Origin of the sequence: Polynucleobacter wuianus, from assembly GCF_001659725.1 — a bacterium.
Lineage (GTDB): Bacteria > Pseudomonadota > Gammaproteobacteria > Burkholderiales > Burkholderiaceae > Polynucleobacter > Polynucleobacter wuianus.
In genome coordinates this window covers 1,274,313-1,288,606 of sequence record NZ_CP015922.1, presented here as the reverse complement: position 1 = coordinate 1,288,606, position 14,294 = coordinate 1,274,313, and the positions used below count along the sequence as shown (strand labels likewise).

The following is a 14,294-nucleotide window of genomic DNA, read 5'->3' as shown; positions in this document are numbered from 1 at the left end:
AAGTAGTGCATGGCAACAACAACAGTAAAAGTACTCGCTAAGGAACTCAAACGAACCGCGGCTGACCTCTTAGAGCAATTGAAGGCAGCCGGGATCGATAAAGGTTCTGAGGACGATAGCATCACCGAAAAGGACAAGACTGTCTTGCTTGAGCATTTGCAGAAAGCTCATGGCAGCGCTGACACTGGAGCACGCAAAAAGATTACGTTGATTAAGCGCGAGAGCTCTGAGATTCGTCAGGCAGACTCTGCTGGACGTACTCGTACCGTGCAAGTAGAAGTTCGTAAAAAGCGCGTCTTGGTTAAAGCGGGAGATAAGGCGCCTGCTACTGAAGAAGTACCCGAAAAGCCAGCTAAAGTTGCTACATCAACAGTGCCAGCGAAACCAATCCTCTCTGAAGAGGAGTTGGAAAAACGCGCAGCTGAAGCTACTCGTCAAGCTGAGTTATTGGCTCGTCAAGAAGCAGAAATGAAAGCCGCAGAAGAGGCGCGTCAAAAAGAAGTTGCTGCCCCTACTGAAGCTGAATCTGGTGATGCCCCTGCTGCTGCGGCTGCTGAGAAAAAAGCCAAAGCAGACAAAGCGGCTAAAGAAATTGCTGCAAGTAAAGAAAAAGAGCTAGCGGATATTCGTGTACGTCGTGCAGCTGCTGAGGCTGAAGCCTTAGCGATTCGTGACATGATGAGTGCTCCTGCTCGTGTTCTGAAAGCGCCAAGCGAAGTTGCTGCTGAAGAAGCAAAAAAAGGAACTTTGCATAAACCTGCTAAAGCAGAGGGTGCAGACGATAAGAAAAAATCACCAGCTAAGGTTGGTGGTAAGACGATCAAGTCTTCTGAGACTTCATCGACTTGGCAAGAAGAAGGCGCTAAGAAACCTGGTGGTCTTAAGACCCGTGGCGATACCTCTGGTGGTGTTGGTGGCTGGCGTTCAGGCGGCGGTCGCAAGAAACAGCGTCAAATTGCTGAAGCAAACGTTGATACCAACTTCCAAGTTCCAACGGAGCCGGTTGTACGCGATGTTCATGTTCCAGAAACGATTACGGTAGCTGAACTTGCTCATGCGATGGCGGTTAAGAGTGCTGAAGTGATTAAGCTGCTGATGGGTATGGGCCAAATGGTTACCATTAACCAAGTGCTCGATCAAGATACAGCCATGATCATCGTGGAAGAGATGGGTCATAAAGCCCATGCTGCGAAGTTAGATGATCCAGATTTAGATCTGGGTACTGACGGGCATGATGCAGAAATGTTGCCACGCCCACCAGTAGTTACGGTGATGGGTCACGTTGACCACGGTAAAACTTCTTTGCTTGATAAGATTCGTTTGGCCAAAGTAGCCTCCGGCGAAGCGGGTGGCATTACTCAGCATATTGGTGCATACCACGTAGAAACACCACGCGGCATGATTACCTTCTTAGATACCCCAGGTCACGAAGCGTTTACTGCCATGCGTGCTCGTGGTGCTAAGGCAACCGATATCGTGATCTTGGTCGTAGCAGCGGATGACGGTGTAATGCCGCAAACTAAAGAGGCGATTCACCATGCGATTGCTGGTGGAGTGCCATTAGTGGTTGCTATTAATAAGATCGATAAACCAGAAGCCAATCCAGAGCGAGTAAAAACGGAGTTGGTAGCTGAGCAGGTTGTTCCTGAAGAATATGGTGGCGATGTGCCATTTATTCCAGTGTCTGCTAAAACAGGCGAAGGTATTGATGCATTGCTAGAGAACGTACTTCTGCAAGCAGAAATCTTAGAACTCAAAGCGCCTAAAGATGCTCCTGCACAAGGTCTCGTGATTGAGGCACGTTTGGATAAAGGTAAAGGTCCAGTTGCAACAGTATTGGTTCAATCGGGTACGCTCAAGCGTGGCGATATGTTGTTGGCGGGCTCCACCTTTGGTCGTGTTCGTGCCATGTTGGATGAAAACGGTAAGCCGTGTAACGAAGCTGGCCCGTCTATTCCGGTGGAGATTCAGGGTTTATCTGAAGTTCCTGCCGCTGGTGAGTCAGTACAAGTGGTTCCTGATGAGCGTAAGGCTCGTGAAATTGCCCTGTTCCGTCAAGGTAAGTTCCGTGATGTGAAGTTGGCTAAACAACAGGCATTCAAACTTGAAACCATGATGGAAAATATGGAAGAGGGTGCGATTGAAGCGAAGTTGTTGCCGCTGATTATTAAGGCTGACGTTCAAGGTTCTCAAGAAGCATTGGCTCAATCTTTAATGAAGTTGTCTACTCCTGAAGTGAAGGTGCAGATTGTTCATGCGGCTGTGGGTGGTATTACAGAAACCGACGTGAACTTGGCAGTGGCTTCTAAAGCGGTGATTTTTGGCTTTAACTCCCGCGCCGATGCTGCAGCCCGTAAGCTGGCTGAGAACAATGGTGTAGATATTCGTTATCACAACATTATTTATGACGCGGTTGATGAAGTGAAACTCGCCTTGAGCGGTATGTTGACTCCGGATAAGAAAGAAGAAATTACCGGTCTGGTAGAGATTCGTCAGGTCTTCTTGGTATCTAAAGTTGGCGCAATTGCTGGTTGCTTGGTCGTTGACGGTATTGTTAAACGCACTTCAAGCGTTCGTCTCTTGCGTGACAACGTCGTTGTCTGGTCAGGCGAATTGGACTCTCTCAAGCGCTTTAAGGATGATGCTAAAGAAGTTCGTGCCGGTGTTGAGTGTGGCCTGTCATTAAAAGGCTACAACGACATTAAAGAGGGCGATCAATTAGAGGTATTTGAAGTGACTGAAGTAGCTCGTTCACTCTAATTGTTCCAGTATGCATAAAACCAGTCCTCATCGTAACCAGCGTCTCGCCGATCAAATTCAGCGAGACTTGGCCGAACTGATTCCTCGTGAGTTGCGTAGCTCCAGTTTGGGCTTGATTACCTTACAAAGTATTGAGCTCTCACCGGACTTGGCGCACGCTAAGGTGTTCTTCACTGTATTGGGTGCCGAACCAGAGCATGCGCTCAAAGTCCTTCAGGAAAAAGCGGGCTACTTACACTCTTTACTGTTTAAGCGTTTGCATATTCATACTGTGCCAACTTTGCACTTTCACTATGACAGCTCAGTTGAACATGGCATAGAGATGTCTCGATTGATCGATCAAGCTCTAGAGAGCGATCAATCAGGCGAGAGCAAATAAATGTCCACGCGTATCGACGGCGTAGTATTGCTAGATAAACCTGCTGGAATGAGTTCCCAGGGTGCCGTGACTGCTGTTAAGCGTGTGTTTAATGCAGAAAAAGCTGGGCATACAGGCACCTTAGATCCAATGGCAACTGGCTTATTGCCGATTTGCTTGGGAGAAGCAACTAAGTACTCTCAAGACTTGCTGGAAGCAGATAAAACCTATATCGCTCAGGTGAAGTTTGGCTCCCGCACTGATACTGGTGATGCTGAAGGCCTCACTATTGAAGAATTGCCCCTACCTGCTTTTGAAAATGGAGCAGCCCTACAAAAAGCTTTAGATGCTTTGCTACGCAAATTTTCTGGTCCCATTACTCAAGTGCCACCAATGTATTCTGCGCTCAAGCGTGATGGCAAGCCCTTATATGAATACGCTCGTGCTGGTGTTGAGTTAGAGCGTACACCCCGCGAGATCACGATTCACAAGATTCGTTGGACTAGTATTAATTGGCCTGAAGCGACTCTAGAGGTGACTTGCAGCAAGGGTACGTATATTCGAGTATTGGCTGAAGATATTGGTAATGCCTTAGGTTGTGGTGCCCATTTAGTTGGTTTACGCAGAACCGAAGTAGGGCACTTGAGTTTGGAGCAATCTTTTACGATTGAATCGATTCAGAACGCTTTGCACGATAGCTCAAGCTATATCCTGCCGGTTGATGCACTTTTACAAACCTTGCCACACCTAACCGTAGACGAGCAACAAGCTAAGCGTCTAGAAATGGGACAACGCGTTCCGCTCAACTTGCCTTCGATTGAGGCTTTGGTGAGAATTTATCGCGCTACTGCTGCTCCACATAACTTTATTGGTACTGCTGATTGGCGCTCCGGGGTTTTACATCCCAAGCGTTTGATTTCGCAGGCACATTAAACAATTATTTCTTATAACCCCTTTACTTATCTTTAACTTTAGAAGCTTCACATGACTAAACGCGCACTTCGTAACATCGCCATCATCGCCCACGTTGACCACGGTAAAACTACTTTGGTTGACCAACTCTTGCGTCAATCTGGTACATTCCGCTCCAATGAAAAAATGACCGAACGCGTCATGGACTCAAACGATCTTGAAAAAGAACGTGGTATCACTATTTTGTCCAAGAACTGTGCAGTGGAATATGACGGCACACACATCAACATCGTTGATACCCCAGGACACGCAGACTTCGGTGGTGAAGTAGAGCGGGTACTCTCGATGGTTGACGGTGTATTACTCTTGGTCGATGCAGTTGAGGGTCCAATGCCACAGACCCGTTTTGTTACCAAGAAGGCCTTGGCTTTAGGATTAAAGCCTATCGTGGTAATCAATAAGGTTGACCGTCCTGGCGCACGTTGCGATTACGTCATCAATGCAACCTTTGAGCTATTTGATAAATTAGGCGCTACTGAAGAGCAGTTAGATTTTCCAGTGGTGTATGCATCAGGCCTCAATGGCTATGCTGGCTTAACTGATGATGTGCGCGAAGGTGATATGCGCCCATTGTTTGACACTGTTCTTAAGCATGTTCCAGTGCGTGATGACAATCCAGAGGGTCCTTTGCAATTGCAGATCACCTCGATTGAGTACAGCACATACGTCGGTAAGATCGGTGTTGGCCGTGTAAACCGTGGAACCGTAAAGCCATTAATGGATGTCGTCTTTATGGATGGTCCAGATGGCACACAACGTAAAGGTCGTATTAACCAAGTATTGAAATTCCGCGGTTTAGAGCGTGAATTGGTTGATGAAGCACAAGCAGGCGATATCGTATTGGTAAACGGTATTGAAGACTTGGCAATTGGTACAACGATTTGTGCACCAGATGTTCCAGAGGCATTGCCAATGCTTAAGATTGATGAACCTACTTTAACCATGAACTTCATGGTGAACACGAGCCCACTGGCTGGTCGTGAAGGTAAGTTTGTGACTAGCCGTCAGATTCGTGAGCGTTTAGACCGCGAATTGAAATCCAATATGGCCTTGCGTGTTAAAGATACTGACGATGACACTGTATTTGAAGTCTCAGGCCGCGGCGAATTGCACCTCACTATTTTGGTAGAGACAATGCGCCGTGAAGGTTACGAGTTGGCTGTTTCCCGTCCACGCGTGGTTTTCCATGAAGAAGATGGTGTGAAGATGGAGCCGTACGAGAACTTAACTGTTGACTTAGAAGACACTACCCAAGGCGCCGTGATGGAAGATTTGGGTAAGCGTAAAGGTGAATTGCTCGATATGGTGAGCGACGGTAAAGGCCGTACTCGTCTTGAGTACCGCATTCCAGCACGTGGTTTGATTGGCTTCCAAGGCGATTTCATGACCATGACTCGCGGTAACGGTTTAATGAGCCATACATTTGATTCTTACGCACCTGCTAAGGATGGAATCTTAGGAGAGCGTCATAACGGCGTATTGATTAGCCAAGATGATGGTGAAGCAGTTGCATATGCCTTATGGAAATTACAAGACCGCGGCCGTATGTTTGTAAGTCCTGGCGATCCCTTATACGAAGGTATGGTGATTGGCATCCACAGCCGTGATAACGACTTGGTTGTTAACCCTATTAAAGGTAAGCAATTAACCAACGTTCGCGCTTCTGGTACTGACGAAGCAGTGCGCCTGGTTACGCCAATCGCAATGAACTTAGAGTACGCAGTCGAGTTCATTGATGATGATGAATTGGTTGAGGTAACACCGAAGAGTATTCGTATTCGTAAGCGTTACCTTAAGGAGCATGAGCGCAAGAAAGCATCACGCGAGTAATTAAACTCAAGCTACACAACAAAAGTCACCTCCGGGTGGCTTTTGTTCTTCAGACAATCCAAATATTCCAAAAATACAAATAGAAAAGTATGAGAGAGCCGATAAATGCTGCCATCGATTGAACAACGCCTTGCCCAAGAACTCTCTGCTAAACCAAATCAAGTCGCCGCTGCTGTTGCCTTATTAGATGAAGGCGCAACAGTGCCTTTTATTGCGCGTTACCGTAAAGAGGCAACGGGTGGCTTGGATGATGTGCAATTACGTTTGCTTGAAGAGCGCTTAACGTACTTGCGTGAGCTGGAGGATCGCCGTAAGACCATCGTGACTTCGATTGAAGAGCAGGGCAAGATGACCCCTGAGTTGCTCAAAGCCATCATGATGGCGGAAGATAAGACCCGCCTTGAAGATCTCTATTTGCCTTATAAGCCAAAGCGAAGAACAAAAGCGCAAATAGCGCTAGAAGCTGGATTAGAGCCACTCGCGAATGATCTATTAGCCAATCCCACTCTCGACCCAGAAGCAGAAGCAGCTAAATACATCAAGCCTGCCTTTAAGATCGAGGAAACTGAAAATCTAGGAGTGCCAGATACAAAGGCAGCTCTAGAAGGTGCACGCCAAATCTTGATGGAACGCTTTGCCGAAGACGCCGCACTAGTGCAATCACTGAGAGTTTATTTGCAAGATCATGGCGTAGTGGAATCCAAAATAATTGCCGGAAAAGAGCAAGAGGGTGAGAAATTTGCGGACTACTTTGACTACTCCGAACCTATTAAGGCCATACCATCGCATCGCGCCTTGGCATTGTTTAGGGGGCGCCGTGAGCAAATCTTGATGGTAATGCTGCGTTTAGATTCAGAAGAAGAGAAGCCAAAATGGGGTGCGCCACACAACCCTTGTGAAAACCGGATTGCCAATCATTTCAAAATCAAAAATGAAGGTAGGGCAGCCGATGCTTGGTTAGCTGACACTGTCCGTTGGACCTGGCGCGTGAAGTGTTCATTGCATTTAGAGTCAGAATTGATGACTGCATTACGTGAGCGCTCAGAAACGGAAGCTATTAATGTCTTTGCCCGCAATCTCAAGGATCTTCTTCTGGCTGCCCCCGCAGGACCAAGAGTTACGATCGGTCTAGACCCTGGAATGCGCACTGGTGTGAAGGTGGCGGTAGTCGATACGACAGGCAAAGTGGTCGATACCGATGTGATTTATCCCCATCAACCCAAGAATGATTGGGCAGGCTCGCTAATCACCCTTGCTAAATTGGCTGAGAAGCACAAGGCGACTTTGATTTCGATTGGTAACGGCACGGCTTCACGAGAAACCGATAAGCTTGCGCAAGATTTAATAAAAGCCAAGCCAGAGCTGGGTCTTACTAAGATCGTTGTTTCAGAAGCAGGTGCTTCTGTGTACTCCGCCTCTGAGTACGCTTCAAAAGAATTGCCAGGCATGGATGTGTCTTTGCGTGGCGCAGTATCGATTGCACGCCGATTGCAGGATCCATTGGCAGAGCTCGTGAAGATTGATCCCAAATCAATTGGTGTGGGCCAATATCAACATGATGTGATGCAAACCCAGTTGGCTAAGTCACTTGTTGCGGTGGTAGAAGATTGTGTAAACGCTGTCGGCGTCGATGTAAATACTGCCTCAGCACCATTATTAGCAAGGGTTTCTGGTCTATCTAGTACGGTTGCTGAAGGTATTGTTGCCTACCGCGATAGCAAGGGTGCATTTCAATCCAGAATGGATCTCAAGAGTGTGCCTCGCCTTGGTGAAAAGACTTTTGAGCAAGCTGCCGGCTTCTTGCGCATCATGAATGGCCAAGATCCGCTTGATGCCTCAGCAGTCCACCCAGAATCCTATCCCCTAGTAGAGAAGATTTTGAAAGACATTAAGAAGGGTGTGAAAGAGGTGATTGGTGATACCAACCTTCTCAAATCTCTTTCACCAGAAAAGTATGCCGATGGTCAATTTGGTGTGCCAACAGTGACCGATATTCTGAAAGAGTTAGAAAAGCCAGGTCGTGATCCTCGCCCAGAATTTACCACTGCCACCTTTAAAGAAGGGGTTGAGAAAATCAGTGACCTGAAGACAGACATGATTCTTGAGGGGGTTGTTACTAACGTTGCAGCCTTTGGTGCGTTTGTAGATATCGGCGTTCATCAAGATGGCTTAGTGCATATCTCTGCACTATCAAACACCTTTGTAAAAGACCCACATTCTGTTGTGAAAGCGGGGCAAGTCGTGAAAGTCAAAGTGCTTGAGGTAGATGAGAAACGCAAACGTATTGCGCTGACGATGCGCCTGACTGATGAAGCACCAAAAGCAAGTGCCTCCCCAAAATCGGTGCAAAGAAGTCCCAATCGCCCTAAATCCAACGAGCCTAAAAAGCCTCAGGAGGATAGAAGGCAAGTTGCGCCCATTAATAGTGCGATGGCCATAGCGTTGGCAAAGTTAAAAAAATAATCCCAAGCTATTAGTAAGTAAATCATCTCTGGATTGCTGGGCTAATATAGTCCTATGGAACAATTCCTCAGCAATAACCAGTCTGTTTATTTCTTATCCTAGATTGCAATTGCAATCTTGACGTAATCTCTGATTGATAAGTGGCGTTACAAGAAATCATACCCTTGGATTAAGAGCACAACCTTATTGGGTGTCGGAGTAGGGCACCAAATAATCGGCATTTGGATAAGAACTATGGCGGGATCCTGATGAACTTTGACAGAATGTTTGGAGCCTATATTGCTGAAGATCCTAAAACAGAAATTGCCTATGGATTAATGTACCCGAACTACTCTAATAGCCTATTTAACGTCATCCTCAATATATGAAAGTAGTTGGTAATGGGTGTCATCCAAAAAAGAAGACACTGCGCGAGAAGCTCAACTTGATCTTTTCCTAACCGCAAGAGCCATTAAATCACGTTTTGCTTGTAACAAAAGCGTCATATATATTTCTATATAATTGGAAATATGAAAAATACTAATGCAGTTCAAGCATTCCTTGCTTTGGGGCAGGAGTCTAGGCTTAATATCTTTCGTTTGATTGTTCAGCGAGGAGATGTAGGTCTAACTCCTAGTCAAATCATTGAGAAATTAGGCATTCCCAATGCCACCCTCAGCTTTCACTTAAAAGAGTTGGTGCAAGCTAATCTTCTCTTAGTTGAAAGACAGAGTCGTAATCTCATTTATCGACCCAATGCAAAGCTGGTACAGGACCTCAGTGAGTTCTTGTTAGATAACTGCTGTGGTGGCAAGGAATGCGCGCCGATCAAAATTCAAAAAGGGGTAAAGACAGTATGAAGCAATACAACATCCTATTTCTCTGTACCCATAATTCCGCAAGATCTGTATTGGGCGAAGCCTTGGCATCTACCCATCCAAGTGGTAAGTTTGTCGGCTACTCAGCAGGATCTACACCAGGCACTAAAGTAAACCCATTTGCCGCTGAGATCGCCAAAGAATTGGGTTACCCAGAATCAAAGCTACGAAGCAAGAGTTGGGATGAATATGGGCTACCAGATGCGCCGAAGATGGATTTTATTATTACGGTTTGCGATAACGCTGCTGGAGAAGTCTGTCCATTCTGGCCGGGTAAGCCTGCAACAGCGCATTGGGGCTTTCCCGATCCATCTCAAGTGCAAGGTACGGATGAGGACAAGAGAAGGGCATTTAAAGATGTCATGATTGGCCTCAAGAAGCGCCTTGATCTGTTGGCTGATATGCCACTAGAAACGCTCGACTCATTATCCCTGAAAGAAGTGCACACCAAATCATGACTGCTCTTACTAAACAACTCTCTTTTTTAGATCGTTACTTAACGGTTTGGATTTTTGCTGCTATGGCAGCTGGTATTGGCTTGGGTTATTTCTTTCCGGGAGTAGAGGGGTTCATTAACTCTTTCCAAGTTGGCACAACAAATTATCCGATTGCTATTGGCTTAATTTTGATGATGTATCCGCCATTTGCCAAGGTGCGCTATGAAGATCTGCCAGATGTCTTTAAAGATAAGCGTATCTTTGGGATTGCCTTTGTCATGAACTGGATGGTTGCGCCAATATTTATGTTTCTTTTAGCGATCACTTTTGTGCCCAATCAACCGGAGTACATGGCCGGCTTAATCTTGATTGGTATTGCGCCCTGTATTGCCATGGTGATTGTTTGGAACGACATTGCTAAGGGCTCCACAGAATATGCGGCAGGCTTAGTCGCTTTTAATGCAATCTTTCAAGTGCTGTTCTTTAGCGTCTATGCCTATGTGTTCTTGACTGTCTTGCCGCCATTGTTTGGATTATCTGCATCTAATGTAAGCGTTTCGATTGGTGAGATTGCAACCACCGTATTTATCTACTTGGGTATTCCTTGCATTGCAGGTCTCTTAACTCGCTTTGTCATGCTCAAGTTTGTCTCTAAAGATTGGTACCACGAACACTTTGTGCCTAAGATCGGCAAGATTACTCTGATTGCATTGTTATTTACGATCGTGGTGATGTTTAGCCTCAAGGGTAAGCTCATTCTCCAATTGCCTGGCGATGTATTAACGATCGCAATTCCATTGCTGATTTATTTTGCTGTGATGTTTGTCATTACCTTTGTGATCACTAGCAAAATGGGTATCGATTACAAGCGCTGCTGCACCTTATCGTTTACAGCGTCAAGTAATAACTTTGAGTTGGCGATTGCGGTCGCTATTGCCGTGTTCGGAATTCATTCTGGAGCAGCATTTGCGGCAGTGATAGGGCCCCTAGTTGAGGTGCCCATCATGATAGGTTTAGTTTCTTTAGCTTTGGCTATTAAAGGTCGTTACTTTAAGCCCGATTTAGCTTAGACAGGCATGACTGTCACGGCAACATCCAAGGTGTGATCGGCACCGCCGTGAATCACACCACGAATTGGCGAGACATCAGCGTAGTCTCTTCCTTGGGCAAGGTGCACATAGTCTTCACCAGGGGTTTCATAGCCCCAACGATTATTGGTGGGATCTAAGTCGCACCAGAGCCCTGTAGACAGTTGGCCATTTTCATTTATGCTCGGGATATAAACTGACACCCATGCATGTGAGGCATCACCACCAATTAAGCGTACTTGGCCAGGGGGTGGGTTAGTCAGGATGTAGCCACTGATGTATTTGGCAGGCAGGCCAATGCTTCGCAATGATGAGATCAAGATATGAGCAAAGTCTTGGCAAACACCCTCTCTTTTATTTAAGGCATCCAGTGCGGGCGTACCAATATCGGTGCTCTTGCTGACATAGTGAAATTCACCATAAATGCGCTGCGTTAAATCAATCGCAGCTTCCAATATAGGTCGACCAGGTGTGAAATTTGCTCTGGCAAATTCTGAAAACTCAGGACGCAAGGCAATAAAAGGGGAGGTAAACAAAAATTCTGAAGCCGCATCCCATTGGGTATTGGAGTGATAGCGAAAATACTCGCGTACTAGTTCCCAGGTAGGCGTTTCTGCAGGCTTAGGTCCCACAAGAGCATCGGTCTTGGTTTGAATCAATGATTTGGCAGTAATGGATAGTTCACTGTGGCGATTTTGTAGTGAGAAAAAAGTACAAACATTGCCATAGTTATCTACATTCTCTTCTGACCAGGCAGGCTTTGGGTTTACCTGAATCTCCGTCTTTAAAACTTGCTGGCTTCCCATTGAGGCAGGCTTAAGATGCGCAAAATGCTGCGCTATTTCTACATTGGGATCGTAGGAATAGTGAGTGTCGTGAGTGATTTCAAGCAGCATGGTGATGGGTATTTATGTTTGAACGCTATATTCGTTGGCATGAATCAAATTAAAGTAGCGCGCACTAATTTCATCAGAAATATTCCAGGCTGATTGTGAAACCGCATGTAAACAGTTCCTTAATTCAGAGAAATTACCAAAGCCATCAGCACGAGATAGTTTCAATAGATCGTAGTCTTGAAGATTGGTCACACTGCGAGTTAATTCATCTGGGTTATTGCGTTCTGTGCCAGCCAATTTAGATAGTCTAGCGCGTAATGCTTTGCTTACCCAGGCTAGGGAGCGAGGATTCTCATCATCTAGCACTAAGAGGCTGACCAGTGGAGCAATTTCACGGCTCTGCTGGTGCTGAGCATGAAAGGTAATCGTGCTGTCAAATAAATTCAGTAATGCTGTGTAGCCAGAGCTATCGGTATTGGGATTAAACAGTAAACCCATTTCGATGGCTGAGTCTAAAACCGTTGTTAAGAACGATAGACGTTCAATGTGGCGGCCAATCGAGAGAAGTTGCCAGCCATCATCCCTTGTCATGCGGTCAGTTTGAGCGCCGGTAATAGCTGCTAAAGAACTGCTGGCTTGCTTTAGGGCATCAATGGCTAGTGAGGAAGAAAAATCATGAAAGGTCGTTGCCTTAAGACAATCTTTTTCAAAGTGCTCAATACAGTGATTAATCGTGCTCCACTGTTCAGTTGAAAGTCTTTCACGTACATTGGAGGCAGTGCGCTTCATTGCATTGAGATTAAAGCCAACGCTAGTGACGCCTTCATTTCCATTTAGAGAATTAATCAAAGTTCTCTCAAAAATACGATGACGAATATCTCCTTGATCAAAATTGCTTGGTACGCCTTCAGGCACTAGACCATATTGATGACAGAGATGCTCTAGCCAGGTCCATAGGGAGCGGGAAGGGATGTATTCACTATTAATATTTTCTAGGTAGAGCTTAGCCAAACGCAAAATATTCTCACTGCGCTCGGTGTAGCGACCAAACCAATATAAATTTTCAGCAGCACGACTGGTCACCATACGTTTGCGCATGACCAACTCTTTTGGTTGTAATGCTTGTTGAGGATGAACCTCTGAATCTAAAGTGGTTTGATGGCTTTGTACCCATACATCGGCACTACTACCACCCCTTTGCATAGAGGCAATACCAGAATCGTTGCCTGCAATACGCGCAAGACCCCCAGGTAATACTTGCCAGCTGTCAGGACCATTACTCAGCGCAAATACTCGCAGCATATAAGAGTGAGGCTCTATGAGTGAGGCGTCATTGAGATTAAATGCATTGAGCCAGGTTGGCATTTGCGCTAGCGGGATATACGTTTGCACAGTATGTTCATCAGGTTGACGAGTAATTCTGCCAACCCATTCATCGAGTTGTGCTTGAGTCAGGTCGCAACCCAAAGCAGATTCATAATTTTGATGACCGCTACCATTTGGATAGGTCGGCTTAATAGCGCTGTGACCCAAATTCGGAATAGCGGCATCTAAAGCTGCGCGCTCCCCACACCACCAGGTATCCATCGCCGGTAATTGAATTTTTTCACCAAGCAAGCGCTCGCTAATAGCGGGTAAGAATCCTAACAGAGCGGGGGACTCTAAAAATGCTGAGCCAGGTGCATTCGCTAGGATGACATTACCAGCGCGAATCGCTTGCAATAAACCAGGAACACCTAAAGTGGAGTCGGCACGTAACTCTAAAGGATCTAAGAATTCATCATCCAAGCGCTTAAGTAAAATATCTACTGGCTCGAGACCGCGAACTGTTTTTAGATACACTTTTTGATCTCGAACAGTGAGATCTCCGCCCTCTACTAGTGTTAAACCTAGATAGCGAGCAAGATAGGCATGCTCAAAATAGGTTTCGTTATAGGGACCAGGGGTGAGAAGAGCGATATGGGCATTGGGACCTGCGGGGCTTTCAAGTTTCAAAGCATCAATCAGATCACGATAGGCATTGGCCAGTGGCGCAATATGCATTTGCTCGTACGCTTTGGGAAACTGCCGTGCAATTAGATTGCGGTTCTCTAGCAAGTAACCCAAACCGGAAGGAGCTTGCGTGCGCTGAGATAGTACAGACCATTTACCATCCGGCGCTCTGGCTAGGTCAAAAGCAATGATGTGCAAATGCTTACGCTGATGAAAATTAGCGCCGTACATGGAGCGTAAGTAGCCTGGGTGACCATGAATTAAGGCTGGTGGTATCAAACCTTCTTTGAGTAAAGTCTGGGAACCGTAAATATCTTTGATGATGCCTTCTAATAATTTTGCTCTTTGCAAGACTCCCGACTGAATCTCTTGCCAAGACTCTGGGCTAATGATCAAGGGGAAGAGATCTACTGACCAAGGGCGTTGTGGTCCAAATTCATCGGCGTAGACATTATATGTAATGCCGTTATCTTGAACTTGACGATTAAGCTCAAGCGTGCGCTGATCTAAATCGGATAGTCCTGAGGGCTCTAATTGCTCAAAAAACGTCTTCCAGTGTGGCAACAGGCTTGATGCATTGCCACGCAATTCATCAAAGTGACCCTCTTTGGCTTTTGGTGCCAAGCGGGCAATCTCATCCACCAGAGGGGGATTGGCTGTAGATTTCAAAGGATTGGCTTGAGTAGAGTCCACAGCCCATT

Annotated in this window: 10 protein-coding genes; 8 read left to right on the top strand and 2 right to left on the bottom strand. The window is 46.1% G+C overall.

The annotated features are described in order from the left end of the window. Nucleotides 1-9: 9 nt before the first annotated feature. The 8 genes from infB to arsB all read left to right on the top strand — a co-directional run bounded on the left by infB (nucleotide 10) and on the right by arsB (nucleotide 10,747). Nucleotides 10-2,760, top strand: coding sequence for a translation initiation factor IF-2 (gene infB, locus A8O14_RS06670; RefSeq protein WP_068948789.1), 2,751 nt, complete (start codon nucleotides 10-12; stop codon nucleotides 2,758-2,760). 10 nt (nucleotides 2,761-2,770) lie between these two features. Continuing rightward, nucleotides 2,771-3,139 (top strand): 30S ribosome-binding factor RbfA, encoded by a 369-nt coding sequence (rbfA, locus tag A8O14_RS06665; protein WP_068948788.1) that lies wholly within the window; start codon nucleotides 2,771-2,773, stop codon nucleotides 3,137-3,139. Continuing rightward, complete coding sequence (gene truB, locus A8O14_RS06660; RefSeq protein WP_068948787.1) at nucleotides 3,140-4,051, top strand: tRNA pseudouridine(55) synthase TruB; 912 nt, start codon at nucleotides 3,140-3,142, stop codon at nucleotides 4,049-4,051. It abuts the gene before it with no gap. Between the two features lie 51 nt (nucleotides 4,052-4,102). Then, complete coding sequence (gene typA, locus A8O14_RS06655) at nucleotides 4,103-5,920, top strand: translational GTPase TypA (RefSeq protein ID WP_068948786.1); 1,818 nt, start codon at nucleotides 4,103-4,105, stop codon at nucleotides 5,918-5,920. Between the two features lie 105 nt (nucleotides 5,921-6,025). Continuing rightward, nucleotides 6,026-8,383 (top strand): Tex family protein, encoded by a 2,358-nt coding sequence (locus A8O14_RS06650; protein ID WP_068948785.1) that lies wholly within the window; start codon nucleotides 6,026-6,028, stop codon nucleotides 8,381-8,383. A gap of 509 nt (nucleotides 8,384-8,892) precedes the next feature. After that, nucleotides 8,893-9,222: an ArsR/SmtB family transcription factor gene (locus A8O14_RS06645; protein WP_068948784.1), complete on the top strand. Its 330-nt coding sequence runs from the start codon at nucleotides 8,893-8,895 to the stop codon at nucleotides 9,220-9,222. Further along, nucleotides 9,219-9,698, top strand: a complete 480-nt coding sequence (locus tag A8O14_RS06640) for an arsenate reductase ArsC (RefSeq protein WP_082913128.1) — start codon at nucleotides 9,219-9,221, stop codon at nucleotides 9,696-9,698. Before A8O14_RS06645 ends, A8O14_RS06640 begins: the two co-directional genes overlap by 4 nt. Continuing rightward, nucleotides 9,695-10,747 (top strand): ACR3 family arsenite efflux transporter, encoded by a 1,053-nt coding sequence (gene arsB, locus A8O14_RS06635; RefSeq protein ID WP_068948782.1) that lies wholly within the window; start codon nucleotides 9,695-9,697, stop codon nucleotides 10,745-10,747. The genes A8O14_RS06640 and arsB overlap by 4 nt, the downstream gene beginning before the upstream one ends. Here the strand turns inward: arsB and A8O14_RS06630 are convergent. Together A8O14_RS06630 and A8O14_RS06625 are read right to left on the bottom strand one after the other, a co-directional pair. Further along, a complete protein-coding gene (locus A8O14_RS06630) occupies nucleotides 10,744-11,661 on the bottom strand; it encodes a transglutaminase family protein (RefSeq protein WP_068948781.1) in 918 nt (305 codons plus the stop codon). The two genes, arsB and A8O14_RS06630, sit on opposite strands and share 4 nt — an antisense overlap. Nucleotides 11,662-11,673: 12 nt before the next feature. After that, nucleotides 11,674-14,286, bottom strand: a complete 2,613-nt coding sequence (locus A8O14_RS06625; RefSeq protein WP_068949756.1) for a circularly permuted type 2 ATP-grasp protein — start codon at nucleotides 14,284-14,286, stop codon at nucleotides 11,674-11,676. Between the last annotated feature and the right edge of the window lie 8 nt (nucleotides 14,287-14,294).